Below are 25413 nucleotides of genomic sequence, written 5' to 3'. Positions count from 1 at the left end.
ACGCGGAGGAGTTTTTCTGTGAGTAGCGAGGCCTACATCTACGAGGCGATCCGTACGCCTCGCGGCAAGAACAAGGGCGGTGCCCTCCACGGCACCAAGCCGGTCGATCTCGTGGTCGGCCTCATCGAAGAACTGAAGGTCCGGCACCCGAACCTCGACCCCGCCGTGATCGACGACATCGTCCTCGGCGTCGTGTCCCCGGTCGGCGAGCAGGGCGCCGTGATCGCGCGCACCGCCGCGCTGAACGCCGGCCTCCCCGAGTCCGTCGCCGGTGTACAGCTGAACCGCTTCTGCGCCTCCGGCCTCGAAGCCACCAACACCGCCGCGCAGAAGGTGCGCTCCGGCTGGGACCAGCTGATCATCGCCGGTGGCGTCGAGTCGATGTCGCGGGTGCCGATGGGCTCCGACGGCGGCGCGCTGTTCATGGACCCCGCCACCGCGTACGACAACTACATCGTCCCGCAGGGCACCGGCGCCGACCTGATCGCGACCATCGAGGGCTTCTCCCGCGAGGACGTCGACGCGTGGGCCGTGCGTTCGCAGGAGAAGGCCGAAGCGGCCTGGTCCGGCGGCTACTTCGCGAAGTCCGTCGTCCCGGTGAAGGACATCAACGGCGTCACGATCCTCGACCACGACGAGCACCGTCGCCCGGGTAGCACCATCGAGGGCCTCGGCAAGCTCAAGCCCGCCTTCGCCGGTATCGGCGAGCTGGGCGGCTTCGACGCCGTCGCGCTGCAGAAGTACCACTCGGTCGAGAAGATCGACCACGTCCACACCGGCGGCAACTCGTCCGGCATCGTCGACGGCGCCGCGCTGGTCCTGGTCGGCAACGAGCAGATCGGCAAGGACTTCGGCCTGACCCCGCGCGCCCGCATCGTGGCGACCGCGACCGTCGGCTCCGAGCCCACGATCATGCTCACCGGCCCGACCCCGGCCACCGAGAAGGTCCTCAAGATCGCCGGACTCACCCCGGACGACATCGACCTGTGGGAGCTGAACGAGGCCTTCGCCTCGGTCGTCCTCAAGTGGATCAAGGACCTGCGCCTCGACGAGGAGAAGGTCAACGTCAACGGCGGCGCCATCGCGATGGGTCACCCGCTGGGCGCCACCGGCGCGATGCTGGTCGGCACCGTCGTCGACGAGCTGGAGCGTCGTCAGGCGCGCCGCGCCCTGGTCACCCTGTGCATCGGCGGCGGCATGGGCGTCGCGACCATCATCGAGCGGGTCTGAGGAAGAGACAATGACTGAAGCGAAGACCATCCGCTGGGAGCAGGACGCCGACGGCATCGTCGTGCTCACCCTGGACGACCCGAAGCAGTCCGCCAACACGATGAACGCCGACTTCCGCGAGTCGCTCGGCGTGGTCGTGGACCGCCTGGAGGCGGAGAAGGACAGCATCACCGGTGTCGTCCTCACCTCGGCCAAGAAGACCTTCTTCGCCGGCGGGGATCTCAACGACCTGATCCAGGCCAAGCCGGAGCACGCCGCCGAGATCACCGAGAGCAGCGCCCTGATGAAGGGCCAAATGCGACGGCTCGAGCAGCTGGGCAAGCCGGTCGTGGCCGCCATCAACGGCGCCGCGCTCGGCGGCGGCCTCGAACTCGCGCTCGCGACGCACCACCGCATCGCGGCCGACGTCAAGGGCAGCCAGATCGGCCTGCCCGAGGTCACCCTCGGCCTGCTCCCCGGCGGCGGCGGCATCGTCCGCACCGTGCGCCTGCTGGGCATCCAGAGCGCGCTGCTGAACGTGCTGCTGCAGGGCCAGCGGCACCGCCCCGCCAAGGCGAAGGAGCTCGGCCTCGTGCACGAGCTCGTCGGCACCGTCGAGGAGCTGGTCCCGGCCGCGAAGGCGTGGATCAAGGCCAACCCCGAAGGCGGCGTGCAGCCGTGGGACGTCAAGGGCTACAAGATCCCGGGCGGCACCCCGTCGAACCCGAGCTTCGCGGCGAACCTGCCCGCGTTCCCGGCGAACCTGCGCAAGCAGATCAAGGGCGCGAACATGCCTGCCCCGCGGGCGATCCTGGCCGCGGCCATCGAGGGTTCGCAGGTCGACTTCGACACCGCGATCACCGTCGAGACCCGCTACTTCGTGCACCTCGCCACCGGCCAGGTCTCGAAGAACATGACGAAGGCGTTCTTCTTCGACCTGCAGAGCATCAACTCCGGCGGTTCGCGGCCGGAAGGCTTCGAGAAGTACACCGCCAAGAAGGTCGGCGTCGTCGGCGCGGGCATGATGGGTGCCGCGATCGCGTACGTCTCGGCGAAGGCCGGTATCGACGTCGTGCTCAAGGACGTCACCCTCGAAGGCGCCGAAAAGGGCAAGGGCTACGCGGTCAAGCTGGAAGAGAAGGCGCTCTCCCGCGGCAAGACCACGCAGGAGAAGTCCGACGCGCTGCTCGCCAAGATCAAGCCGACCGACAAGGCGGAGGACTTCGCCGGCGTCGACTTCGTGATCGAGGCCGTCTTCGAGAGCGTCGAGCTGAAGCACAAGGTGTTCCAGGAGATCGAGGGCATCGTCAACCCCGACGCCGTGCTCGGTTCCAACACCTCCACGCTGCCGATCACCGCGCTCGCCGAAGGTGTCCAGCGGAGCGAGGACTTCATCGGGATCCACTTCTTCTCGCCGGTGGACAAGATGCCGCTGGTCGAGATCATCTGCGGTGAGAAGACCTCGCCCGCCACGCTGGCGAAGGTCTTCGACTACACGCTGCAGATCAAGAAGACCCCGATCGTCGTCAACGACAGCCGCGGCTTCTTCACCTCGCGCGTCATCGGCACGTTCCTCAACGAGGCCGTGGCCGCGCTGGGCGAGGGTGTCGAGCCGGCGTCGATCGAGCAGGCCGGTTCGCAGGCCGGATACCCGGCTCCGCCGCTGCAGCTGATGGACGAGCTGACCCTGACGCTGCCGCGCAAGATCCGCAAGGAGACCCGCGAAGCGATCGAGGCCGCCGGCGGCACCTGGAACGCGCACGCGTCCGAGGGCGTCATCGACCGGATGGTGGAGGAGTTCGACCGCAAGGGCCGTTCCACCGGCTCGGGCTTCTACGACTACGACGAGTCGGGCAAGCGGACCGGTCTCTGGCCGGGCCTGCGCGACGCGTTCAAGTCGGGCAGCGCCGAGGTCCCGTTCGAGGACCTCAAGGAGCGGATGCTGTTCGCCGAGGCGCTCGAGACCGTGAAGTGCTTCGACGAGGGCGTGCTCACCACCGTCGCCGACGCCAACATCGGCTCGATCTTCGGTATCGGTTTCCCGGCGTGGACCGGTGGTGTCATCCAGTACATCAACCAGTACGAGGGTGGCCTGCAGGGCTTCGTCGACCGGGCTCGTGAGCTGGCGGAGCGCTACGGCGACCACTTCACCCCGCCCGCTTCTCTGGTCGAGAAGGCCGCGAAGGGCGAGATCTACGAATAAGCCGCTTCGTGAACGGCCTGTTCCTTGCGAAATTCGCCAGGAACGGGCCGTTTTCGTACTGCGACGCTCTTGCTACTTCTTCTTGCGGTTCAGCTGAGGGAGCCAATACCCGGGAGGCTGGGGGTCTGTGCCGATGGGTGCCCAATGTTCCGGGTCGGGATTCCTCGGGGCCCAGCTGCGAGGAGGTGGCATGGCCATCGCCTTGCGGATCGGCTCGAGGGACAACTCCGGAAGCTTCTGAAAAGTCGGGACGTTCATGAGTAGCGGATAACCATCCGGGCTGAACTTCATGGCTCGCGTCCGGCCGACCACTTGGCAGTGCGTCCGCATCTCGAATATGGAGGTCTGGACGGTCTCCTCCGATTCGTTGACGGCTATCCACATGAGTCTGTCTCCGGGTACGAGGCGTTCCAGCCCGTTGATGGTGTCGGAGGGGGATTTCCCTTCTCTGTCAATGAACGGAATCGGGTCCGTTGTCCCGTTTTCGTCATTGTCGCTCAAGCCCGCGACGGCTCCGGGGTTGTCCGTTCCCATCAACTCCAGAGTGTCGCCATCCGAGTGCGCCTGCCAAAAGTCGAGCGGATCGAACCCGCTCGACATCAGGGGGTCCTCCATGGCGAGTAACACGAAGAAGTCGGTGGCGTTCGCGCTGAGCATCAGCCGATCGCCCGAACCGATGTAGTGCACCCGATCCGATTGCCATGCGCCGATGCCGTCGACTTGGATTCGTCCGGCCATGATCGTTTCTATGGCGATTTCCGGGGTTACCTCGAAGAACTCGCGTTTGTCGTTGAATCTGAAGTCTGCGAGCTTCTGATGAGCGTATCGCTCCAGTTCGCGAGGATGAGAAGTCGGCGCGCTGAATACAACTTCGAACTGTGCGGGGACGCTGGAGCCGGACAGTTCCTTCGCGCGGTCTTCCGCGAGTCTCGTGGTGAAGCCGATTTTCGCCAAGTCCGGATCCCGCGGGTTGCGCAGGACGTAGACGAATCCAATCGTCCGCTTTGGCATGTGACCCCAGTTCATCGGCCGTTGGCGGGCTCCGAGCGGCAGTAGTCTATCGCTTCCACTCCCGAGTTCGTCGTGGATGCGCGCTGCGCCGGCTCCGCTCTGCCGGCGCAGCGCGATTTCAGCGGGACGACGGTTCCAGCGCCACATGCGGCAAGCGCCGGTCCAGCCACCGCGGCAGCCACCAGGCGCGTTCCCCGAGCAACCGCATCACCGCTGGCACCACGAGACAGCGGATCACGAACGCGTCCACCAGCACCGCCACCGCCAGCCCGAGACCGAACTGCGCCAGCATCCGGTCGGGGTTGAGCAGGAACGCACCGAACACGAGGATCATGATCCCCGCCGCGGCCGTGATCACCCCGCCGGTGGAGGCGAGTCCTTCGCGGACGGCGTGGCGCGCGTCGCCGGTCCGCCGCCATTCCTCGTGCATCCGGGACACCAGGAACACCTCGTAATCCATGGAAAGGCCGAACACGATCGCGAAGATCAGCACCGGCACGAATGCCTCGATCGGCCCGGGTTGCGCCCCGAACAGGCCGTCGCCGAACACCGCCGTCATCACCCCGAGCGCGGCGCCGATGCTCAGCAGGTTCAGCAGGGCCGCCTTCAGCGGGATGAGGATCGAGCGGAACACGACCATCAGCAGCAACGCCGACAGCCCGACGACCACCAGCACGAACAGCGGCAACCGGTCACCGACGGCGTCCGCGAAGTCCACCGCTGCCGCGACACTCCCGCCGACCAGGTACTTGCCCGGCAGGCCCGGCAGCACCTCCGTCCGCAACCGTTCCACCAGATCGGCGGTCGCTTCGTCCTGTGGTGAAGACGTGGGGAAGGCGAGAACCGTCGTGACGCCTTGTCCCATCGGCGGTGTCGCCTCCGCGATCCCCGGCGTGGCTTCGAGTTTCCGTTGCAGTGCGGCACCATCGCCGTTCTCGGTGACCACGATCAACGGCTCGCCGAACCCGGGGCCGAAACCCTCCGCCATCAGGTCGTAGGCCTGCCGGGTGGTCGACGTCTCCGGATCCGTGCCCGAGTCGGCGAACCCGAGGCGCATGCCGAGCGCTGGCAGGGAAAGGCCGACGAGGACGAGCAGCCCGATCGCGAGCGGCACCATCGGCCGTCGTTGTACCGCGTCTCCGAGCTTGCCCCAGGCCTTGCCGTGTTCCCGTTTCGTGGCGTGTTTGCGAATGCCCTTCTCCAGGCGGCGGCCGAACAGGGAGAGCAGCGCGGGCAGCAGGGTGATCGACGCGAGCATCGTCACGAGCACGGTCAGCGCCACGGCCAGGGCGACCCCTCGCAGCGAACCGAGGCCGAGCGCGAGCAGGCCGAGCAGCGCGATGATCACCGTGCCGCCGGCGAACAGCACTGATCGGCCCGCGGTGTCCAGCGCCCGCCGTGCCGCCTGCTCACGGTCGAGACCGGCCAGGATTTCGCCGCGATAGCGGGAAAAAATGAGCAGCGCGTAGTCCACGCCGACGCCGAACCCGACCAGCATCATCAGCGGTGCCGTGTAGCTCGCGATGTCGACGAACCTGCTCACGAGCACGATCACGCCGAGAGTGCTGCCAACGGCGAAGATCGCCGTGATCACCGGGAGCCCGGCGGCGAGGATCGACCGGAACAAGAAGACGAGGACCACGAGCGCGGCCAGCAACCCGACGCCCTCCGACGGGCCGCCGCTTTCACTCGTCCGCTTGATCGGGTCGCCGCCCAGCTCGACTTGGAGCTCGGCGGACTCCGCCTTCTTCGCGGTGTCGACGACGCGCACGATGTCGTCGTACGGCAGATCCTTCGACTCGAGGTCGAAGGCGACCGCGGCGTAACCGATCGTGCCCTCACGCGAGATGGCCGACGGGGTGTCGAAAGGACTCGTCACCGCCTTCACGTGCGGCTGGTTCCGGACTTCGGCGAGCATCCGGTCGATCGGCTCGCGTGCGGTCGCGAGCCCGCTTTCGGTCTTGAAGACGATCTCGGCCGTCGCGCCGGCCCGCGCCGGAGCCTGTGCCTTGAACAGGTCCATGATCTGCTGGGATTCGGTGCCCGGCAGGGAATGGTCGTCGTGGTACGCGCTGCCCGCCAGCTGTGAGCCCAGCGTGACACCGACGAGGGTGAGCAGCCAGAGCGAAACGGCGAGCCAGCGATGACGCTGAGACCAGCCCGCCAGCTTCGAGAGCGCGCCCCCACGCGGCGGTCTCCGGGAAAGAGTGATGGTGTCCATGGCGGAAAGCATCGGCTTTCCCCGGCCGCATATCGTCGGGCTCCGGCGGGCACTCCGGCCGCAACTTCCGGATACCCCTAAGGCTCCTCCCGTACTACCGGGGTTGTGGTCACGGGGTCAACCAGCGAGGGGTGACCATGCCTGATTCGTAGGCGAGCACGACGAGTTGCGCGCGATCACGGACGTCCACTTTGGTCATGATCCGGCTGACGTGCGTCTTCGCCGTCGCCGGGCTGAGCACGAGTTCCTTCGCGATCTCGTCGTTGGACAGACCGGCCGCGACGAGGCTCATCACCTCGCGTTCCCGTTCGGTGAGCCGGTTCAGGGTGGGCGAGGGGGCGGGCCGGTCCACCCGGCAGGCGAATTCGGAGATCAGGCGGCGGGTGATCGACGGTGCGAGCAGCGCGTCGCCCCTGGCGACCACGCGGACGCCGTGGATCAGCTCCTCCGGTTCGGTGTCCTTGACCAGGAACCCGCTGGCACCCGCGCGCAACGCGCCGTAGACGTCTTCGTCCAGGTCGAAGGTGGTGAGGATGACGACCTTGATCCCGGTCAGCGCGGGGTCTTCGAGCAGGTGCCGGGTCGCGGTGAGCCCGTCCATCCCGGGCATCCTGATGTCCATCAGGACGACGTCGGGTCTGTGTTCGTGCGCGGCTTGGAGGGATTCACGGCCGTCGGCCGCTTCGGCGACCACGGTGATGTCGTCTTCACTGTCCAATATGGACTTGAATCCGGCCCGTACCAGCCGCTGGTCGTCGACGAGCAGGACCCGGATCATTTCTTCACCCGCAGGGGAAGCCGGGCGCGCACCCGGAAGCCACCGTCCTCGCGTGCGGCCGCGGTGAGCTCGCCGCCGAGTGCCTCGGCCCGTTCGGTCATGCCGCGGATCCCGTTGCCGGGTTTCGCCGTGCCGCCCCGGCCGTCGTCGTCGACCTGCACGGACACATCATGGGGCGTGTAGCCGATTCGCACCACGACGGTGTTCGCGGCGGCGTGGCGCGCGACGTTGGTCAGCGCCTCCTGGACGACACGGAAGGCGGCGTGTTCGACGTCGGGCGGCAGTTCCGTGGCGGTGCCGTCGATCTCGGTCCGGACGGTCAGCCCGTGCGCGCCCGCCGATTCGGCGAGCTCGGCGACCCTGGCCAGGCTGGGCGTGTCCACCTGTCGCAGCATGCCCAATGTGGCGCGGAGTTCACGCAACGCCTCCTTGCTGGTCTGTTTGATCGTGGTCAGTGCCTCCTCTGATTTCGCCGGATCCTTGCCGTGCAGGGCCGCGCCCGCCTGGACGTTGATGAGCGCCAGGTTGTGGCCGAGGACGTCGTGCAGTTCGCGCGCTATCCGGAGCCGCTCGTCCGTGGCCCTCCGCCGTGCCTCGGTCTCCTTGGTGCGTTCGGCTTCGCGGCGGTAGTACGTCACCGCGCCGACCGCGACGAGCGCGATGAACCAGCCCGTCATCAGCAGGAACGCGAAGTCGTCCACCTGCCGTGCGGCGCCGGCCTGTGCCTCGCCGATCGCGACGCCGCCCATCGAGGCCGCCGCGACGACCGCCGCGCTGCGGATCCGCCCGGTCGAGGCGTTGTTGTACAGCGCGAAGGCGAACGCGAGCAGCACGAATCCGTCGGGGTCGGTCTGCGGATAGTAGATCGCGCAGCAGGCCGCGGTGAAGATCGCGACGGGGAGTGGATACCGGTGGCGCAGGAACAGCGCGGCGCAGGCGAGTGCCACGCAGGCCCAGCCGATGACCGCGTTGCGCGGTGCTTCCGCGTCGTCCCCGAGCGAGACCACGGCGGAACCCGCGATCACCGCCGCGGTGACCGCGATGTCCGCCGTGTACCGCCGCGGGATCGCCACACGACGAGAGTAGCGCGAACCGGGGCGATTGACAAAATGAATTTTTACGTTCAAACTGATTTTTGTGATCAAAGGCGTGGTGCTGTGAGAGACGTGGAGTACCTCGATCGGTTGGAGCAGGCGGAGGCGTTGCTGAAACCGCAGCGGGTGGACGTCCTGCGGCAGCTGGCGGAGCCGCGGTCGTGCACCGAGGTGGCGACGGTGCTGGATCAGACTCCGCAGCGGGTCTACTACCACGTGAAACGACTGGTGGAAGCCGGTCTCGTGAAGCAGGTGTCGGAGCGGAAGGTGCGCGCCGTCAGTGAGGGCGTGTATCAGGCGACAGCCCGTTCGTACTGGTTGTCACCCGGACTGGTCGGACGGCTGGGCCCGCGGGCGGCGCGGGACGAGCTGAGCCTTGGCTACTTGGTGGACCTCATGGAGGAGGTCCAGGCGGACGTCGCCGTGCTCGACAGGACCGCACCGGAGCTGCCGTCGATCGGCGTTTCCGGCGAGATCCGGGTGGAGCCCGAGCGGCGGCAGGAGTTCCTCGACGAGCTGAAGACGACTTTGCAGGATCTGTTCACCCGCTACGGAGGAGCGGAAGGCGACGCCTTCAAACTCGCCGTGGCCTGTTACCCGAAGGGAGATGCCCGTGACTGAACCGACGAGGTTCCAGGTGCGCGTGCGCGCGCCGATCGACGAGGTCTGGCACGCGCTGACCGATCCCGGGGCACTGCGCGTGTGGCTTTCCGAGTACGCGGAAGTCGGCCTGCCGTCCCGGTACGAGTTCTGGGGCCGTTACACGCCGGAGGGTGATCGTCCGCGCCAGCGGCTGCTACTGGCCGAGAACAATGTCCTGCGGTTCGCCTGGACCGTCGACGGGACGGAGACCGTCGTCGAGATCGCGCTGGCGGAGGACGAGGACGGGACGTCCTTGTCGTTCAGTCAGACCGGTCTGCCGGACTACGCCGCGATGCTGGCCGATCCGGACTCGTCACTCGGCATGATGCACACGTTCTGGGCACTTTCCGTAGCGAACCTCGTCGACCACGTCGAAGGACGGCCGCTCACCGCCCGCTGCGACCTCACTTCCCCGCTGATGAGCGAAGAAGTGCGGATCGACGCGCCGCGAGGTGAGGTCTACTCCTCGATCGCCGATCCCGCCGTGTTCACGCGCTGGTTCGGTGCCCGGATCGAGGCGGAGACCCACGTCGGCGGACGTTGGGCGATGGGTTCACTGGAAAAGGATCCGGACCCGGCGAAGATCGTCGACCTGGTGCCCGACTCGAAGATGTCGCTCGCGTACCAGGACGGTGTCGTCGCCACTTGGGAGCTCGAGGACTCCGGCGGCGGTACGAAGCTGACATTCGTCCAAAGTGGATTCTCGGACGCGAAGCCGCCGTACGGCATGTGGATGGGCTGGCTCAGCGGTTTGGCGGAACTGCGCAGGTTCCACGAGGTCCACTCGTGGCGCCCGTTGTGGGTCGACATCCAGCTGGAGGGAACACCCGAAGGACTCATCACCTTGGATGGCAAGTAGGAGGAAGCGATGTTGCTCGAAGGCAGGAACGCGATCATCTACGGGGCGGCGGGCGGAATCGGGAGCGCGGTGGCCCGCGGATTCGCCAGGGAGGGTGCGACCGTCCACCTCACCGGCCGCACCTTGAAGAAACTCGACGCGCTGGCCGACGAAATCCGGGCAGCGGGCGGAAAAGCCGAAACGGCGGAATTCGACGCTCTCGACGAAGCCGCCATCGACGAGCATGCCGCTTCGGTGGTTTCCTCGGCGGGCAGCGTCGACATCTCGATGAACGTGATCACACACAACGACGTCCAGGGCACTCCACTGGTCGAGATGTCGTTGGAGGACCTCGAAAGCCCGGTCCGGACGGCGGTGCGGACGAACTTCCTCACCGCACGGGCCGCCGCCCGGCACATGATCGGGCAGGGGTCCGGGGTGATCCTGATGTTCGGTGGCGACGGTGACCCGCTGCCGGGGTACCACCTCGGCGGGCTGCAGGTCGCATTCAGCGCGATGGAGGCGTTGCGGCGCGGGCTGGCGTGCGAACTCGGGCCGCGGGGCATCCGTGTCGTGACCCTGCGCACCGGCGGGATCCCGGAGACGATTCCGGCGGGCGCCGGCCTCGACGACGCCATCCGTGACATGGTCGACGCGACGATGCTCAAGCGGACGGCATCGCTCGAAGACGTCGCCCGTGTGGCTGCCTTCGCCGCCTCGGACCATGCGCGCAGCATGACCGCGACGGCGTTGAACATCAGTTGCGGCTCGATGGTCGACTGACCCTCTCGCCGGCGGTAACACCGGCGGGCGATCTCCCGGCTACGCGGCACCACCAGGTGCTGGGGAGGTCGTTATGCCGAAGAGAACGACGAAGCCGGGCATGGCACTGGCGATCGGACTTCTGGTCGCCGGAGGCCGCGGTGTGGAGACCGTGCCCACCGGGCGGGTCACGCCGCAGAGCGACCCGGTGCAGACAACGCCGGCAGTCCCGACAGCGCTGACCACAACGTCGACGCCGACCAGCAGTTGGGCACCGCCGACGCCTCAGCAGTTCGTGCCGACGACCACGGCCGCGGTCGAGGTGCCGAAGCAGGTCGAGCCCAAACCGACGAAACACCTCCGAAGACCACACAGGCGGCGAAGGTGCCGAACCTGGCGGAGTGCGGAAGCGACTACTACCGCAACACCGACGGTGTCTGTGTCCATCGGCCGTCGGCCGGACCCGGCACGGCCGACGGAGCGACCGCCCTCTGCACGGACGGTTCCTATACCTACAGCCAGAATCGCCGCGGTACCTGTTCCGGCCATGGTGGGGTTCGCGCCTGGCTGTGATCCCGTCGGTCAACCATTCACTGAGAAGGGTGGTGCTGTGTAAGGTCGGATCATGGGATGCACAGGGTGAAACCGGTCGGACGGGCACCTTCGCCCCGGATCTTCGTCGTCGTGCTCGCCACCTGCGGTCTGGTGGCGTCGTTCATGCAGACGCTCGTCGTCCCGCTCATTCCCGCGTTTCCCCGGCTGCTCAACGCGACACCGTCGGACGCGTCGTGGGTGGTCACGGCGACCCTGATCGCCGGAGCCGTGGTGATGCCGGTGAGCGGAAGGCTCGGCGACCTCTACGGCAAACGCCGATTGCTGCTGATCAGCCTGGGTTTCCTGGTCGCCGGTTCGGTGGTGTCCGCGCTGACCAGTTCGCTCGCGCTGATGGTCCTCGGCCGGGGGCTGCAAGGCTGCGCCATGGGCGCGATCCCGCTGGGCATCAGCATCATGCGCGACGAACTCGCGCCGGAACGGGTCGGCGCCGCGATCTCGGTGATGAGTTCGACGCTCGGCGTCGGCGGTGCCATCGGGCTCCCGGTATCGGCGCTCGTCGCGCAGAACGCAGACTGGCACGTCCTGTTCTGGGCGTCGGCCGGGCTCGGGCTCGTCTGCGGCCTGCTGATCCTGTTCGTGGTGCCGGAGTCGCCGGTGAAGACACCGGCGCCGTTCGACTACCTCGGCGCGCTGGGGCTGACGATCGGACTGGTCTGCCTGCTGTTGCCGATCGTCAAGGGCGGCGAATGGGGCTGGGGCAGCGGCCGCACCCTCGTCTTCGCGGGGAGCGCGGTGGTGATCCTGCTGGTCTGGGGCGCCTACCAGCTGCGGCGGCGTGATCCGCTCGTGGACCTGCGGGTCTCCGCGCGGCGGCCGGTGCTCTTCACCAACCTCGCGTCGATCATGATCGGGTTCGCGCTGTACTCGATGGCGTTGTCATTCCCGCAGCTGCTGCAGGCGCCCGCGTCGACCGGCTACGGCCTCGGCCTGACCATGGTGCAGGCCGGGCTGTGCCTCGCGCCGAACGGCCTGGTCATGTTCATGCTGTCGCCGGTTTCGGCCAGGCTCATCGAGCGCTACGGACCACGGACGACACTGATGGTCGGCGCCACCACCATCGCGGCCGGATACGCCTTCGCGACCGTGTTGATGGACAACGCCTTCGAGCTGATCACGGCGTCGATCATCATCGGCGGGGGCGTGGGCATCGCCTACGCGGCCATGCCGGCGCTGATCATGGGCTCGGTCCCGGTCACCGAAACCGCGTCCGCGAACGGGTTGAACTCGCTGATGCGCTCCGTCGGCACGTCGACGTCCAGCGCGGTGATGGCGACCATGCTCGCGTCGCTGGCGATCACCGTCGGCGGGGTTTCCGTCCCGTCCGCGACGGGGTTCCGGCTGAGCTTCGTGGTCGCCGCCGGCGCGGCGCTCCTGGGACTCGTCTTGACCGTTTTCGTCCCGAAGCAACGTCAGTCCGAGCCGATGGTCGTTTCGGTCCGCTAGCGCCCTGCGTGCGATGAAGGGACTCATCGCACGCAGGGGCGGCTCCGCTCAGAACAGCGTCGGAACGATCGCGTCGATCAGGTGCGGGCCCGGCTCGGCGAGCGCGCGCTGGAACTGCTCGGCCAGCTCCTCCGCCGTCGTCGCCCGGGTCGCCGGGACGCCCATGCCTTCGGCGATCTTGACGAAGTCCATGTCGGGGCGGGAGAGGTCGAGCAGCTCGTTCGCCTTCGGGCCGTTGGCGTACGCGCCGACCCGCTGCAGCTCCAGCCGCAGGATCGCGTACGCCCGGTTGTTCAGCAGGACCGTGGTGACGTTGAGGTTCTCCCGAGCCTGCGTCCACAGCGCCGAAATCGTGTACAGCGCGCTGCCGTCGGACTGCAGGTTGATCACCGGCCGGTCCGGCGCGGCGACGGCCGCCCCGGTCGCGACGGGCATGCCGTAGCCGATCGCGCCGCCGGTCAGGGTCAGCACGTCGTGCCGGGGCGCGCCCGCGGTCGCGGCGGGCAGCAGCAGACCGGAGGTGTTCGCCTCGTCCGCGATGATCGCGCGCTCCGGCAGCAGCGCGCCGATCACGTCGACCCAGTTCTGCGGCGTCAACGGCCCGGACGGCAGCGCGGGCCGGGAGGCCTCCTGCAGCACCGGCTCCGTCTCGGCGGCGACCAGGTCGGCGACGTCGTTCAGCGCTCGCGGCACGTCCTGCGCGACTTCGGCCAGTACATGGACCTGCGCGCCTTCGGGAACCAGGTTGCTCGCCTTGCCGGGGTAGGCGAAGAACGACACAGGCGCCTTGGTCCCGGCGACGATCACGTGCTTGATCCCGTCGAGCTGGTACGCGACCTGCTCGGCGAGGTAGCCCAGCCGCTCGATCGTCGGCAGGCCTTCGCCGCGTTCGAGCCGGGCGGGGAAGGTCTCGACGAACGCCTTCACGCCGGTCGCGGCCGCGATCCGGCTGGTCGCGCGCAGACCGGCTTCTCGGCAGCCGCTGCCGCCGACGAGCAGCGCGACCGGTTCACCACTGGCCAGCACCTCGGCGATGTTCTTCACCGTCGTCGCGTCGACGACCTGCGGGATCCGTGGCGGGATGGGCGCGCAGGTCTCGCCGCCCTCGCCCCAGGACGCGTCGGCGGGGAGGATCAAGGTCGCCACCTGGCCGGGGGCGTCCTGGGAGGCCGCGACCGCCGCGGCGGCGTCGGCGCCGACGTCCTTCGTGTGCTCGGAGCGGCGGACCCAGCCTTCGAGCGAACCGGCGACGGCCTCGATGTCCGATTCTAGCGGGGCGTCGTACTGCTTGTGGTAGGTCGCGTGATCGCCGATCACGTTGACGATCGGGGTGTGCGCGCGGCGCGCGTTGTGCAGGTTCGCCAGCCCGTTGCCGAGACCGGGGCCGAGGTGTAGCAGCGTGGCCGCCGGCTTGTCGGCGATCCGCGCGTATCCGTCCGCGGCACCGGTGACGACGCCTTCGAAGAGGCCGAGCACACCGCGCATCTCGGGTACGGAGTCGAGCGCGGCCACGAAGTGCATCTCCGAGGTGCCCGGATTCGAGAAGCACACGTCGACACCGCTGTCGACGAGCGTGCGGATCAGGGACTGGGCGCCGTTCATCTCACTCACTTTTCAAGCCCTCTCAGCGAAAAGAACGCCGGGGTTGAGAATCCCGGCCGGGTCGAAGCTCTCCTTGATCCGGCGCATCAGCGCGATCTTCGCCGGGTCCTCCAGATCGAGGAAATAGCCGGATTTGGCCCGTCCGAGTCCGTGCTCGCCGGAGATCGCGCCGCCGAGTTCCATGCCGAGCGCGAAGATGTCGGTCAGCAGCTGCTTCCGCTTCTCCGGGTCCTTGCAGAAGATGGCCAGGTGGACGTTGCCATCGCCGGCGTGCCCGCAGCCGAGCGCGCCCGCCTCGCGCGACAACGCCATTTCCCTGGCCTTGCGCAGGAACTCGGGCATGGCGGACCGCGGGACCACCACGTCGATGACGTCGTCGGCACCGGCCGCCTTGGCCGTCCAGAACGCCTTCTCGCGCGCCTCGATGAGCTTGCGCGCCGAAGCGCCCTCGAGCACGTACACGTCCATCGCGCCGACGTCGCCCAGCAGTCCGCCGAGTTCCTCGATGTCGGCGTGCAGCCGGTCGTTGTCGCGGTTTTCCAGTGCCACCACCAGATACGCCTGCGCCTTGTCACGGATGGCGTCCGGGACACCGAGGCTGAGCTTCTCGTTGTAGCTGATCGCCGCGAGCGTGAGGTTGTCGATGTACTCGAGGATGTGCGGCGCGAGGCCGCTGGCGACGATCTTCGGGACGACGGTCATCACCTCGTCGAAGGTCTCGAACGGGGCGAACACCGTGGCGCCGTGCGGCAGGCGCGGATACAGCTTCACGATGACCTCGGTCGCGATCGCGAGGGTGCCTTCGGAGCCGATGATCAGCTGGGTCAGGTCGTACCCGGTCGAGACCTTCGAGGTCTTGCCGCCGGTCCGGATGATCTCGCCGGTCGGCAGCACGGCCTGCAGGCCCACGACGTTGTGCCGCGTGACGCCGTACTTGACAGCGCGCATGCCGCCCGCGTTCGTCCCGACGTTGCCGCCGACGCTCGCGCTCAGCTCGCCGGGGTAGACGGTGTAGCCGAGTCCGGCCGCTGTGGTCTTTTCGTCCAAATCGGACAGCGTGACACCCGGCTGGACGACGGCGACGTGGTTCTCCGTGTCGATCTCCAGTACCGCGTTCATTCGTTCGAAAGAGATCACCAGGCTGTCTTCGCGTGGCGTGGCGCCACCCGAAAGCCCCGTGCCCGACCCTCGCGCGGTGACCGGCACGCCGTGTTCGGTCGCCGCCTTGAGCAGCTCCGCGACCTCCTCGGCGCTTCCCGGTTTCGCCAGGTGGGCGGGCCGCCGCGCGGTGGTGGTCAAAGCCTCGTCGTGTGCGTAGTCCTCGGGGATCGCCTCGCCCGAGAGCAAGTTCGTGTCCCCGACGATCTCGGCGAACCGTGCCGCAACATCGCCCATCGACTGCCCTTCCTCACGCCTCTTTGCCTGGTTATCGAAGCGTAGTACGTCGTGGACGAGGATGGCCATGAATACTTTTCATGTTTGTCTTCCTCGGCATCCACAACCTCGTGACAACCTCGCTCGGTTACCCATGTCGCAGCGGGCCGCGGTGGTCCGCCGGAAGGGGTGGACGCTCGATGGGATCCAGGATGAGACGGATCGCGGCGCTGGGGGCGGCGCTGGCGGTCACGTTCGGGCTCGCGGTACCGGCGGCCGAAGGCGGGCAAGCGGGCTGCACCGCGCCCGTGGCGAACGTCAGCGGAGTCAGCCAGGCCGAGGGAACGAGCGCCGGGTACACCACCCTTGTCTTCACCGTTTCGCTCACCGACGGCGGCTGTGCGCCGCAGGGCTCGGTCGAATACCGGACGATCGACGGCAACGGCTCGCCGGTCGATCCGGCGTTCATCGCGAAGGAGAGTGTCGACTACCTGCCGCGTGCGGGCACGCTGACCTGGGCCGGGAGGGCGGACGCGTATACGGTCGCGGTCAAGGTCCGGGCCGATTCCCTGGTGGAGAACGACGAAATGTTCTCCCTGCGCCTGTACGGCGAGAAAGGCGTGAGGATCGGGCACAGCGTCGGCGTCGCTTGGGTCGCCGACGACGACAAGGTCAAGACCGCGCCGCTGGCGACCACCCAGGAAGGCGAGATCTGCTGGTCGATCCCGCCCAGCTTCGCGCCGGACACAAGCACCACCACCTGCAAGGTGCCGGTCGTGCTTTCCCGGCCGTGGCTCTCCGGACCGCTCACGATCCGCTACCGCACCGAAGGCTCCGCCCATGAGCCGGTGAAGGACGGTGTCGTCACCTTCCAGCGCGGTGAGACCAGGGGATACGCCGAACTCACGATCCTGCCCGGGCAAACGGGGAAGGCACGGGTCGAGTTCTTCGAGCCGTCGCAGGGCCGGCTCGTGTACGCGACCTCGACCGTGGTGATCAGCCCCGCCGGGTGACGAGGTCGGCGTCGGCCGTCGCGTTCGCCCGCCGGTACAGCTCGATCGCCCGAGCCCAGTGGGTGGCCGCGGCGGCCGTGTCGCCGCACCGCGCTTCCAGATCGCCGAGGTCGCGGTGCAGATGAGCCTCCTCGTACGGATCCGGGACGCTCGCCCGGACCGCGATGCCGCGTTCGAGGTTCTCCCGCGCCGCGGCCAGGTCACCGAGTCCCAGGTGGGCACGGCCGAGCCGGTCGAGCGCGGCCGCCTCGCTGTGCCGGTTCCCGACGTCCCGGCTGATCAGCAACGCCTGGTCGAAATCGGCCCGCGCGGCCCGGAAGTCCCGGCGGGCGAGGTGGACCTGCCCGGCGTGCAGCAGCGACTCCCACTCCTGCCACCGGTCTCCGATCGCCCTGGACGCGGCCAGCGCCTTGCGGAGATGGTCCAGCGCGACGTCGTGATCGCCGAGTTCCTCGTAGGCCTCGCCGAGCGTGTCCAGGGTGGCCGCTTCCAGCCGGGCGTTGCCGAGTTCGCGGAACGTCTCCAGCGCGGCCGTCAGTGGGCCGAGTCCGTCCATCGGCTGGCCCCGGCGGATGTAGGCGTGGCCGAGGTTGCGCTGGGACAGCGCACGCCCGAGCCGGTTACCCGCCGAAGTGCACCGCTCCACCGCCAGCCGGTACGCGGTGATCGCCTCGTCGAACCGGCGCAGCGCGGCGTAGGCGTTCGCGGTGTTGTTGTAGATGTGCCCTTCGCCTTCGAGATCGCCCGCCGCGCGGGCGGCCTTCAACGCGCGGGCGTTGGTTTCGAGCGCGTCCGTCAGCCTGCGGGTCATGAAGTAGGCCGCGCCCAGCGCGCGCAGCATTTCCGCCTCCGCCAACGGATCGTCGAGTTCGGCGGCCGCCGCGGCCCCCTCGCGGCAGAGCCCGATCCGCTCGTTCCAGCCGCCCATGGTGTCGTAGAAACTGGTGAGCAGGTACGTGAGCTGCCAGGCGGCGGTGTTGCGCCCGTGTTCGCGCGCGAACCGCACCACGGGCAGCAGATTCGCGCGCTCGGCCCCCAGGAACGCCAGCGCCGCACGCCTTTCCGCCGGGAACGGCGACGTGGGTGCCGGGTGGCGCAACGCCGGGGTGACCAGATCGCGGTTCGGGTCGATGATCCGGTTCGCTTCGGCGGCGACGTGCAGGTACCAGTCGATCAGCCGGTCCGCGGCCTCGGCACGGCCCGGCGCCGTTTCGTCGGCGTGGGCGCACGCGGCGGCGAATTCGCGGATCAGATCGTGGAGCCGATAGCGGTCCGGGCCCGCCGGGGTGATCAGGTGCGCCGCGGACAGCTCGGCGGTCGCGGCCCGGCCCGCTTCGGCGGACACCCCGCACAGCGCGCTGCCGAGTGACGAACTGAATGACGTACCCGGGATCAGCCCGGAAAGCCGGAACAGCTGAGCAGGAGCCTGGTCCAACGGCAGGTAGGCGCTCGCGAGGACGGTTTTGACCGTTCGTGAATCTCCTTGTACCGCAAGCGTTTCCAGTCGCCCGGCACCGGTGAGCTCCGCGGTGAGGTCCGCGATCGGACGGCCCGGCTCACCGGTCAGCCGGGCGGCGGCGATCCGCAGCGCCAGTGGCATCCCGTCGCACAGCCCGGCCAGGCGCGCGGCCTGAGCGGGTTCACGCGCGACCCGGTCGGCGCCCAGTACCCGCGTGAGCAGTGTCATCGACTCCGGGTCGGCCAGCGCGTCGAGGGCGAACACGCGGACGGCGTGCCTGCTGCCGAGCGCGGCGAGGGTCTGCCTGCTGGTGACGATCAACATCGCCTTCGCCGTGCCGGGGACGAGCGGAAGGATCTGGTCGACACCGCCCGCGTTGTCGGCGACGATCACGCACCGCTTCCCGTGCAGCAATGAGCGGTAGAGCGCCGCGCGTTCGGCCGTCGCGTCGGGCAGCCGGTCGTCGGGGAGGCCGAGCCCGCGCGACAGATGGGCGAGGGCCTCGCCCGGCGAGACGGCTTCGACCGGATCGTGCCCGGTGAGGTCGAGGAAGAGCTGGCCGTCGGGGAAGCGGTCCGCGATGCGATGCGCCCACTGCACGGCCAGCGCCGATTTACCCATCCCCGCCGCCCCGGAGATGACCACGACCGGCGGCTCGGCTTCGTCGAGGAGACCGTCGAGCGAAGCGAGCTCCTGCTGCCGTCCCGTGAAGTGCCCGACGCGGGCGGGGAGTTGCGCGGGCGCGGTGCCCCGTGCGGGCGCGTCGAGTTCGGGCGCCCGGCGGAGGATCGACGTGTGCAGCTCGACCAGTTCCGGGCCGGGATCGACGCCGAACTCGTCGGCCAGCCCCCGGCGCACGGCCTGGAACGTCTCCAGTGCCTCGGCATGTCTCCCGCAGCGGTGCAGGGCGAGCATGTGCAGCGCGGCGAGCCGTTCGCGGTAGGGCTGCTCGGCCCGGAGCCGCGGAAGTTCCCGGAGTACCTCCTCGTGATCGCCGAGCCTGAGCTCGGCGTCCCAAAGTTCTTCCCAGGCGGACAGCCGTAGCTCGTGGAGCCGTTCGACCTCGCGCAGTCCCCAACCGTCGAGTTCGGCGTCCGCGAAGGCTCCGCCGCGCCAGAGCCGCAACGCCTCACGCAACGCCGCCACCGCCTGACCCGGATTACTCCGCTTGGCGGCACGAAGTTCTTCTTCGAACCGGAGAGCGTCGACAGAGGACGGAGCGACCGTCAGGACGTATCCGGGCTTGCGGGTCAGCAGGACCGGCGGAAAACCGCAGTCCTCCAGTGCCTGCCGGATCCGGGCGACATGACTGTGCAGGGTCTTCACCGCGGTGCGCGGCGGATCTTCACCCCAGAGGACGTCGACCAGGCGGGGGATCGGGACGACCGAACCCGCGTGCAGGGCGAGAACGCCGAGCACGGCTCGCTGGCGGGCGCCGTGCAACTCCGCCCGCCCGGTGGGGCCGATCGCTTCGACCGGGCCCAGCACCCGCAGCTCCCCTGACCCGGGCACCCTGCTCCCTCCGGCATGTGACCCCGGTGAGCGTATCCGCGCGAAGTCCCACCGAAATCGGCCAATTAGGGCACACGATCTCGACAACCCCGCCACAACCGGTCTGACGGACGGTCAACGAGTCGAATGTTTCGCCCAAGGAGGGGAACATGATCAGCAGGAATCCGCGACGCCGCCGAACACTGCTCGCCTCGGCCGTCTTGGCCGCCGCGACGCTGTTCGCGGGTGTCGCACCCGCGGTGCAGGCCGCGCCGGAGGCCCGGAGCGACGTCTTCATCCGGGACAACACGTCCGACGTCGGGTTCGAACCCTCGGCCGGTTCGCTCTACTCGAGTCCCGACATCCGGGTCTGTTTCTCGGCGACGATCCTCTGCGCCACGGACGACCCGATCGTCCAGGGGAGCACCGCCTACATCCACGTCACGCTGAACAACCCCGGCCCGTACGGGGACGCGCTCGAGAAGGGAACGTTGCAGGTTTACTACACGAAGCAAGGCACCGTGGCCCAGTGGTCGAGCCAGTGGACCTACATCGGTTCAGCCACCAGCGTGAGCGTTCCCTACGGCACCAAACGGGTCGTCATCCCGTGGAAGGTCCCGCTCGGTTCGCACTTCTGCCTGCTGGCGCGGTGGCTTTCGCCGACCGACCTGCCGACCGAGGGCCTGAGCACGTCGGCGAACGCGCGGAACAACAACAACATCGCCTGGCACAACGTGAACGCGTTGCCGTTCAGGATCAAGATCCCGGAGTTCCGGCCGATCGTGTTCGGCTGGGACGGTCCCGACCCCACGGCGGTCGGCGACATCGTCTTCACCCAGCCGGGCAGGCCGTTCACCGGCCCGGGACGGATCACCATCGACCTAGGCCCCGACCTCGCCGCACGCTGGCGGGCGGCCGGTGCGAAGGGCGAGGGCGTCGAACGGGTCGGTGAGACCGAGCTGGCCATCGTGAACCCGCAGCGAGCGCGGATCAGCGGCCTGATCTTCAAATCGGGCGAACAGGTGGGCGCCAAGCTGAGCTTCACCGCCGGCGCCGAAGCTGCCGGCGGGCAGTACACCGTCCACGTGACCCAGGTCGACCAGCGTGGTGAAGAGGTCGGTGGCGTCGAGTACCGGCTCACCGAAGCGCGACAGTAAGCCAGGGCGGGGTGCCGGCCCGTGGGCGGTGAGGGTGGGAGCCCGCACCGCCCACGGGTTTCCTACGCGCGTGCGAACGAAAGCGTCTCGCCCTCGACACCTCGCAGCCAAAGGTCCTGGGCGGCTTCGGCCATTTCCGCCAGTCCCTCTTCGATCGTCGCGAACACGTTGCCGGGTACCCAGCCCGCGTCGCCGTTGATCAGCAGATTGTTGCGGCCGTAGAAGATCGCGAGGTCCGTCGCGCCCTGGTCGCTGTGCGCCTCACTTCCCTCGTCGTAGCCGTACGCCGGGTTGCCGATCTCCCACGCCTCGAACCCGAAGTACACGACATCCCCCGGAATCGGGGTCACCGTGGGGTTTTCGCGGCCCGGCTTCGGTTCGGCGAAGGGCGGCACGAGCGTGTAGACCTCGTTGCGCGCGTACTTCGCGTGGTACGCCGAACCGCTCTGCGGCAACGCGTCCCAGACGGCGCGGCAGGTCCGCGGGGCTTCGGCGTCGAGCAGCCGGGCCCGGCAGGACACTCCGCGCTTGTCGAGCGTGATCGTGATGTAGCGGGCCATCACTCGACCCCCGCCACCACGTCGCCCCAGATGCGCAGTGCCTCGTCGACCTGTGCGGAGTCGACGATCAGCGGCGGCACCATCCGGACGACGTTCATGTACGCCCCGCAAGTCAGCAGCAGCAAGCCGTTGGAGGACGCGGCTTTCTGGGCCGCCTGGGCCTTCGCGGTGTCCGGCTCGCCGTCCGGCGTGGTGAACTCGGAACCGACCAGCAGCCCCAGCCCTCGGACGTCACCGATCGACGCTGATTTGTCCGCGATCACCCGCACGCCCTCCAGGAGCTGGCGTCCTCGTTCGGCGGCGTTCTCGACCAGGCCCTCCTGCTGGATCACCTCGAGCGTGGCGATCGCCGCCGCGCAGGCCACCGCGTTGCCGCCGTAGGTCCCGCCCTGGGAGCCGGGGAGCGCCTTCGCCATCAGCTCCTCCGACGCGGCGATACCCGAGATCGGGAACCCGCTCGCGAGCCCCTTCGCGATGAGCACGATGTCCGGGCGCACCCCGAAGTGCTCGTGTCCCCAGAACCGGCCCGTCCGGCCGAAGCCGGTCTGGATCTCGTCCATCACCAGCAGGATCCCGTGCTTGTCCGCGCGTTCCCGCAGTCCGGCCAGGAACTCGGTGTTCGCCGGGACGTACCCGCCCTCGCCGAGCACCGGCTCGATGAAGAACGCGGCCGTTTCGTTCGGCGCGCAGACCGTCGCGAAGAGGTAGTCGAGCTCGCGCAGCGCGAACTTCGTCGCCGTCTCCTCGTCCCAGCCGTAGTGGAACGCGTAGGGGAAGGGCGCGACGTGCACGCCGGACATGAGCGGCGAGATCCCGGCACTGAACCGGGTGCCCGACGTCGTCATCGTCGCCGCCGCGACGGTCCGGCCGTGGAACCCGCCCTGGAAGACGATGACGTTGGGCCGCTTCGTGGCCTGCCGCGACAACCGCAGTGCCGCCTCGACCGCCTCGCTGCCCGAGTTCGCGTAGAAGAGGGAATCCAGGCCTTCCGGGAGGACACCGCCCAGTTTCTCGGTCAGCTCCAGCATCGGCTTGTGCATGACCGTCGTGTACTGCCCGTGGACGAGTTTGCCGATCTGTTCCCGCGCCGCGCTCACCACGTGCGGGTGACAGTGGCCGGTGCTGGTCACGCCGATACCGGCGGTGAAATCCAGGTGACGTTTGCCATCGGTGCCGTAGAGGTAAACCCCCTCACCGTGGTCGACCACGACCGGCGTTGCCTGTTTGAGCAGCGGTGATAGCTGGGCCATGGGCTGCGCTCCTAGGTCGGCTGAGCTGTTGTCGATTGTTGACAATATCCATAGCATGGCGTTCGGGACAACATGGAGGAGCGTTGGGATGAGCTCGATCAGTGAGGCCGGCGTCGTCACGTCGGTCGGCAAGGAACTGTTCATCGGCGGCAAGTGGGTGCCCGCCACGGACGGGAAGACCTTCCCCGTTCTCGACCCCTCGACAGGCGAAGCCCTGTGCGAGGTGGCCGACGCGTCACCGGCGGACGGCGTCAGCGCACTCGACGCGGCCGTCGCCGCACAGGCCGACTGGGCGAACGTCGCCCCGCGCGAACGCGGAGAAATCCTGCGCCGCGCCTACGAGCTGCTGATCAAGCGCGCCGACGAACTCGCGCTGCTGATGACCCTCGAGATGGGCAAACCGCTCGCGGAGTCGAAGGGCGAGATCACCTACGCGGCCGAGTTCTTCCGCTGGTTCGCGGAGGAAGCCGTCCGGATCGACGGTGGTTACGCCGTCGCCCCCAACGGGTCGGGCCGGTTCCTCGTGACGAAGCAGCCCGTCGGGCCGTGTCTGCTGATCACGCCCTGGAACTTCCCCATGGCGATGGGCACCCGCAAGATCGGACCCGCGGTCGCGGCAGGCTGCACGATGGTCATCAAACCCGCTGCTCAAACCCCTCTTTCGATGTTGGCACTCGCGGCGATCCTCGCCGAAGCGGGGCTGCCGGAAGGTGTGCTGAACGTGCTCACGACGTCGGACTCCGGCGGCGTGATGGAGCCGTTGATCCGCGACGGCCGCGCGCGGAAGCTGTCCTTCACCGGCTCGACCGGCGTCGGGCGGAAGCTGCTGGAACAGTGCGCGGACAAGGTGCTCCGCACTTCGATGGAACTCGGCGGCAACGCCCCCTTCCTCGTCTTCGAAGATGCCGACCTCGACGCGGCGATCGAAGGCGCGATGACCGCGAAGATGCGCAACATCGGCGAAGCCTGCACGGCCGCGAACCGCTTCTATGTCCAGCGCGGCATCGTCGACGAGTTCTCCCGGCGCCTCACCGAGCGCATGGAGGCCTTGCCGATGGGGCGCGGCACCGAGGAGGGTGTCGTCGTCGGCCCCCTCATCGACAAAGCCGCCGTCGAGAAGGTCAGTGGCCTGGTCTCCGATGCCACCGAGCGAGGAGCGCGCGTCCTCACCGGAGGATCCACTGTGGACGGTCCGGGTAACTTCTACCAGGCCACGGTGCTGACCGACGTGCCCAAGGACGCCAGGCTCGCTTCGGAAGAGATCTTCGGACCGGTCGCCCCGATCACTCCATTCGACAGCGAGGACGAGGCCATCGAGGCGGCGAACGACACCGAATTCGGTCTCGTGTCCTATGTGTACACCTCCGATCTCAAGCGGGCACTGCGGGTGTCGGAACGGCTGGAAGCCGGCATGATCGGCCTCAACCAGGGACTGGTTTCGAACCCGGCGGCGCCGTTCGGCGGGATCAAGCAGTCTGGGCTCGGCCGTGAGGGCGGCAGCGTCGGCATCGACGAGTTCCTCGAGACCAAGTACATCGCGGTGGCTCTGTGACTTCCTATCGGATCGCGAGCATTCCCGGCGACGGGATCGGCGTGGACGTGACGGTCGAGGCCCGCAAGGTCCTCGACCGCGCGGCGGCATCGCATGGTTTCTCCTTGTCCTGGAAGGAGTTCGACTGGAGTTGTGAGCGGTACACCAAAACCGGCTCGATGATGCCCGCCGACGGGATCGAGCGGCTTTCCGCTTTCGACGGGATCTTTCTCGGCGCCGTCGGCTTTCCCGGCGTGCCGGACCATGTGTCGTTGTGGGGTCTCCTCATTCCGGTCCGGCGCGCGTTCAGCCAGTACGTCAACCTCCGGCCGGTCCGGCTGCTGCCGGGGACGACGTCGGCTCTGGCGGGCCGCGGTGCCGACGAACTGGAGATGGTGATCGTCCGGGAGAACTCCGAGGGCGAGTACTCGGAGATCGGCGGCAGGCACAATCGTGGGCTGGGAAACGAGTTCGTCTTACAGGAAGCCGTGTTCACGCGGGTCGGGGTGGAGCGGATCATCCGCTACGCCTTCGAGCTGGCGAAGACGCGCACAGGGCGGGTCTGTTCGGCGACCAAGTCCAACGGGCTGATTCACTCGATGCCGTTCTGGGACGAGATCTTCGCCGAAATCTCAGCGGAGTACCCGGACGTGCATGCCGAGCAGTGCCATGTCGACGCGCTCGCCGCGCGGATGGTGCAGGCGCCGGACCGGCTCGACGTCGTGGTGGCTTCCAATCTGTTCGGTGACATCCTGAGCGACCTGGCGGCGGCCGTGACGGGCGGGCTCGGAATGGCGCCTTCGGGCAACATCAATCCGACCGGTGAGCTCCCTTCCATGTTCGAGGCGGTGCACGGCAGCGCTCCCGACATCGCCGGACAGGGCATCGCGAATCCGGTGGCGCAGATTCTGGCGGGAGCGATGCTGCTCGACCATCTCGGGGAAACCGTCGCGGCACAAGATGTACGAGCGGCGGTGGAAAAGGTTCTCGAGGAGGGGGCCGTGCGAACCCCCGACCTCGGCGGGAAGTCCACCACCGCCGAACTCGGGTCCGCGGTGGTCGCCTCTCTATCTTGAACCATCCGCATGGTGGTGTGTCAAGTACCGGAAGTCATGAACGGTCCATTCACGACTTTTGAGTACATGAAGGCCCCTTCCTTG

General features: G+C 68.2%; 20 protein-coding genes. 11 read left to right on the top strand and 9 right to left on the bottom strand.

What is annotated here, in order from left to right; genetic code table 11:
- Positions 1–18: 18 nt before the first annotated feature.
- Both LCL61_RS35965 and LCL61_RS35960 read left to right on the top strand, forming a co-directional pair.
- Positions 19–1230, top strand: coding sequence for an acetyl-CoA C-acetyltransferase (locus LCL61_RS35965; RefSeq protein WP_340683867.1), 1212 nt, complete (start codon positions 19–21; stop codon positions 1228–1230).
- A 10-nt stretch (positions 1231–1240) separates the two neighbouring features.
- Complete coding sequence (locus LCL61_RS35960; protein ID WP_340683866.1) at positions 1241–3412, top strand: 3-hydroxyacyl-CoA dehydrogenase NAD-binding domain-containing protein; 2172 nt, start codon at positions 1241–1243, stop codon at positions 3410–3412.
- A gap of 72 nt (positions 3413–3484) precedes the next feature.
- Here LCL61_RS35960 and LCL61_RS35955 read toward each other — a convergent pair whose 3' ends face one another.
- From LCL61_RS35955 to LCL61_RS35940, 4 genes are all read right to left on the bottom strand, one after another.
- Positions 3485–4570 (bottom strand): GIY-YIG nuclease family protein, encoded by a 1086-nt coding sequence (locus LCL61_RS35955; RefSeq protein WP_340683865.1) that lies wholly within the window; start codon positions 4568–4570, stop codon positions 3485–3487.
- A complete protein-coding gene (locus LCL61_RS35950) occupies positions 4542–6644 on the bottom strand; it encodes an MMPL family transporter (RefSeq protein ID WP_340683864.1) in 2103 nt (700 codons plus the stop codon). The genes LCL61_RS35955 and LCL61_RS35950 overlap by 29 nt, the downstream gene beginning before the upstream one ends.
- A gap of 109 nt (positions 6645–6753) precedes the next feature.
- Positions 6754–7422, bottom strand: coding sequence for a response regulator transcription factor (locus tag LCL61_RS35945; RefSeq protein ID WP_340683863.1), 669 nt, complete (start codon positions 7420–7422; stop codon positions 6754–6756).
- Positions 7419–8495, bottom strand: coding sequence for a sensor histidine kinase (locus LCL61_RS35940; protein ID WP_340683862.1), 1077 nt, complete (start codon positions 8493–8495; stop codon positions 7419–7421). Before LCL61_RS35940 ends, LCL61_RS35945 begins: the two co-directional genes overlap by 4 nt.
- A gap of 84 nt (positions 8496–8579) precedes the next feature.
- On the opposite strand from LCL61_RS35940, the gene LCL61_RS35935 reads away from it, so the two are divergent.
- The 5 genes from LCL61_RS35935 (at position 8580) to LCL61_RS35915 (ending at position 12816) form a co-directional block, all read left to right on the top strand.
- Positions 8580–9137, top strand: coding sequence for a helix-turn-helix domain-containing protein (locus LCL61_RS35935; RefSeq protein ID WP_340683861.1), 558 nt, complete (start codon positions 8580–8582; stop codon positions 9135–9137).
- Entirely contained in the window at positions 9130–10017 is an 888-nt protein-coding gene (locus LCL61_RS35930) for an SRPBCC family protein (protein WP_340683860.1), read from the top strand. The genes LCL61_RS35935 and LCL61_RS35930 overlap by 8 nt, the downstream gene beginning before the upstream one ends.
- A 9-nt stretch (positions 10018–10026) precedes the next feature.
- On the top strand, positions 10027–10779 hold the full coding sequence (locus LCL61_RS35925; protein WP_340683859.1) for an SDR family NAD(P)-dependent oxidoreductase: 753 nt from the start codon (positions 10027–10029) through the stop codon (positions 10777–10779).
- 363 nt (positions 10780–11142) lie between these two features.
- Positions 11143–11331 carry a DUF3761 domain-containing protein gene (locus tag LCL61_RS35920; RefSeq protein WP_340683858.1) on the top strand — a complete coding sequence of 63 codons (189 nt, stop codon included), beginning with the start codon at positions 11143–11145 and terminating at the stop codon, positions 11329–11331.
- 57 nt (positions 11332–11388) lie between these two features.
- Positions 11389–12816, top strand: coding sequence for an MFS transporter (locus LCL61_RS35915; protein WP_340683857.1), 1428 nt, complete (start codon positions 11389–11391; stop codon positions 12814–12816).
- A 48-nt stretch (positions 12817–12864) separates the two neighbouring features.
- Here the strand turns inward: LCL61_RS35915 and LCL61_RS35910 are convergent, their stop codons facing one another.
- Together LCL61_RS35910 and LCL61_RS35905 are read right to left on the bottom strand one after the other, a co-directional pair.
- Positions 12865–14418 (bottom strand): acetolactate synthase large subunit, encoded by a 1554-nt coding sequence (locus LCL61_RS35910; RefSeq protein ID WP_340683856.1) that lies wholly within the window; start codon positions 14416–14418, stop codon positions 12865–12867.
- A 12-nt stretch (positions 14419–14430) separates the two neighbouring features.
- Positions 14431–15813, bottom strand: a complete 1383-nt coding sequence (locus LCL61_RS35905) for an FAD-binding oxidoreductase (RefSeq protein ID WP_340683855.1) — start codon at positions 15811–15813, stop codon at positions 14431–14433.
- 191 nt (positions 15814–16004) lie between these two features.
- On the opposite strand from LCL61_RS35905, the gene LCL61_RS35900 reads away from it, so the two are divergent.
- Entirely contained in the window at positions 16005–16805 is an 801-nt protein-coding gene (locus LCL61_RS35900; RefSeq protein WP_340683854.1) for a Calx-beta domain-containing protein, read from the top strand.
- Here LCL61_RS35900 and LCL61_RS35895 read toward each other — a convergent pair.
- On the bottom strand, positions 16789–19752 hold the full coding sequence (locus LCL61_RS35895; RefSeq protein ID WP_340688758.1) for an AfsR/SARP family transcriptional regulator: 2964 nt from the start codon (positions 19750–19752) through the stop codon (positions 16789–16791). The genes LCL61_RS35900 and LCL61_RS35895 overlap by 17 nt on opposite strands.
- Before the next feature lie 173 nt (positions 19753–19925).
- Between LCL61_RS35895 and LCL61_RS35890 the strand changes: the two genes are divergently transcribed.
- Positions 19926–20912: a hypothetical protein gene (locus tag LCL61_RS35890; RefSeq protein ID WP_340683853.1), complete on the top strand. Its 987-nt coding sequence runs from the start codon at positions 19926–19928 to the stop codon at positions 20910–20912.
- 62 nt (positions 20913–20974) lie between these two features.
- On the opposite strand, the gene LCL61_RS35885 is transcribed toward LCL61_RS35890, so the two are convergent.
- Both LCL61_RS35885 and LCL61_RS35880 read right to left on the bottom strand, forming a co-directional pair.
- Complete coding sequence (locus tag LCL61_RS35885; RefSeq protein ID WP_007033814.1) at positions 20975–21472, bottom strand: DUF3830 family protein; 498 nt, start codon at positions 21470–21472, stop codon at positions 20975–20977.
- Entirely contained in the window at positions 21472–22722 is a 1251-nt protein-coding gene (locus LCL61_RS35880; RefSeq protein WP_340683852.1) for an aspartate aminotransferase family protein, read from the bottom strand. The genes LCL61_RS35885 and LCL61_RS35880 overlap by 1 nt, the downstream gene beginning before the upstream one ends.
- 88 nt (positions 22723–22810) lie before the next feature.
- On the opposite strand from LCL61_RS35880, the gene LCL61_RS35875 reads away from it, so the two are divergent.
- Positions 22811–24274 carry an NAD-dependent succinate-semialdehyde dehydrogenase gene (locus tag LCL61_RS35875; protein ID WP_340683851.1) on the top strand — a complete coding sequence of 488 codons (1464 nt, stop codon included), beginning with the start codon at positions 22811–22813 and terminating at the stop codon, positions 24272–24274.
- Entirely contained in the window at positions 24271–25329 is a 1059-nt protein-coding gene (locus tag LCL61_RS35870) for a tartrate dehydrogenase (protein ID WP_340683850.1), read from the top strand. The genes LCL61_RS35875 and LCL61_RS35870 overlap by 4 nt, the downstream gene beginning before the upstream one ends.
- The last annotated feature ends 84 nt before the right edge of the window (positions 25330–25413 follow it).

Origin of the sequence: Amycolatopsis coloradensis (assembly GCF_037997115.1) — a bacterium.
In the GTDB taxonomy this organism is placed as follows: Bacteria; Actinomycetota; Actinomycetes; order Mycobacteriales; family Pseudonocardiaceae; genus Amycolatopsis; species Amycolatopsis coloradensis_A.
Note: the sequence above shows the minus strand (reverse complement) of the source record. Positions and strands in the feature narration are given on the sequence as shown.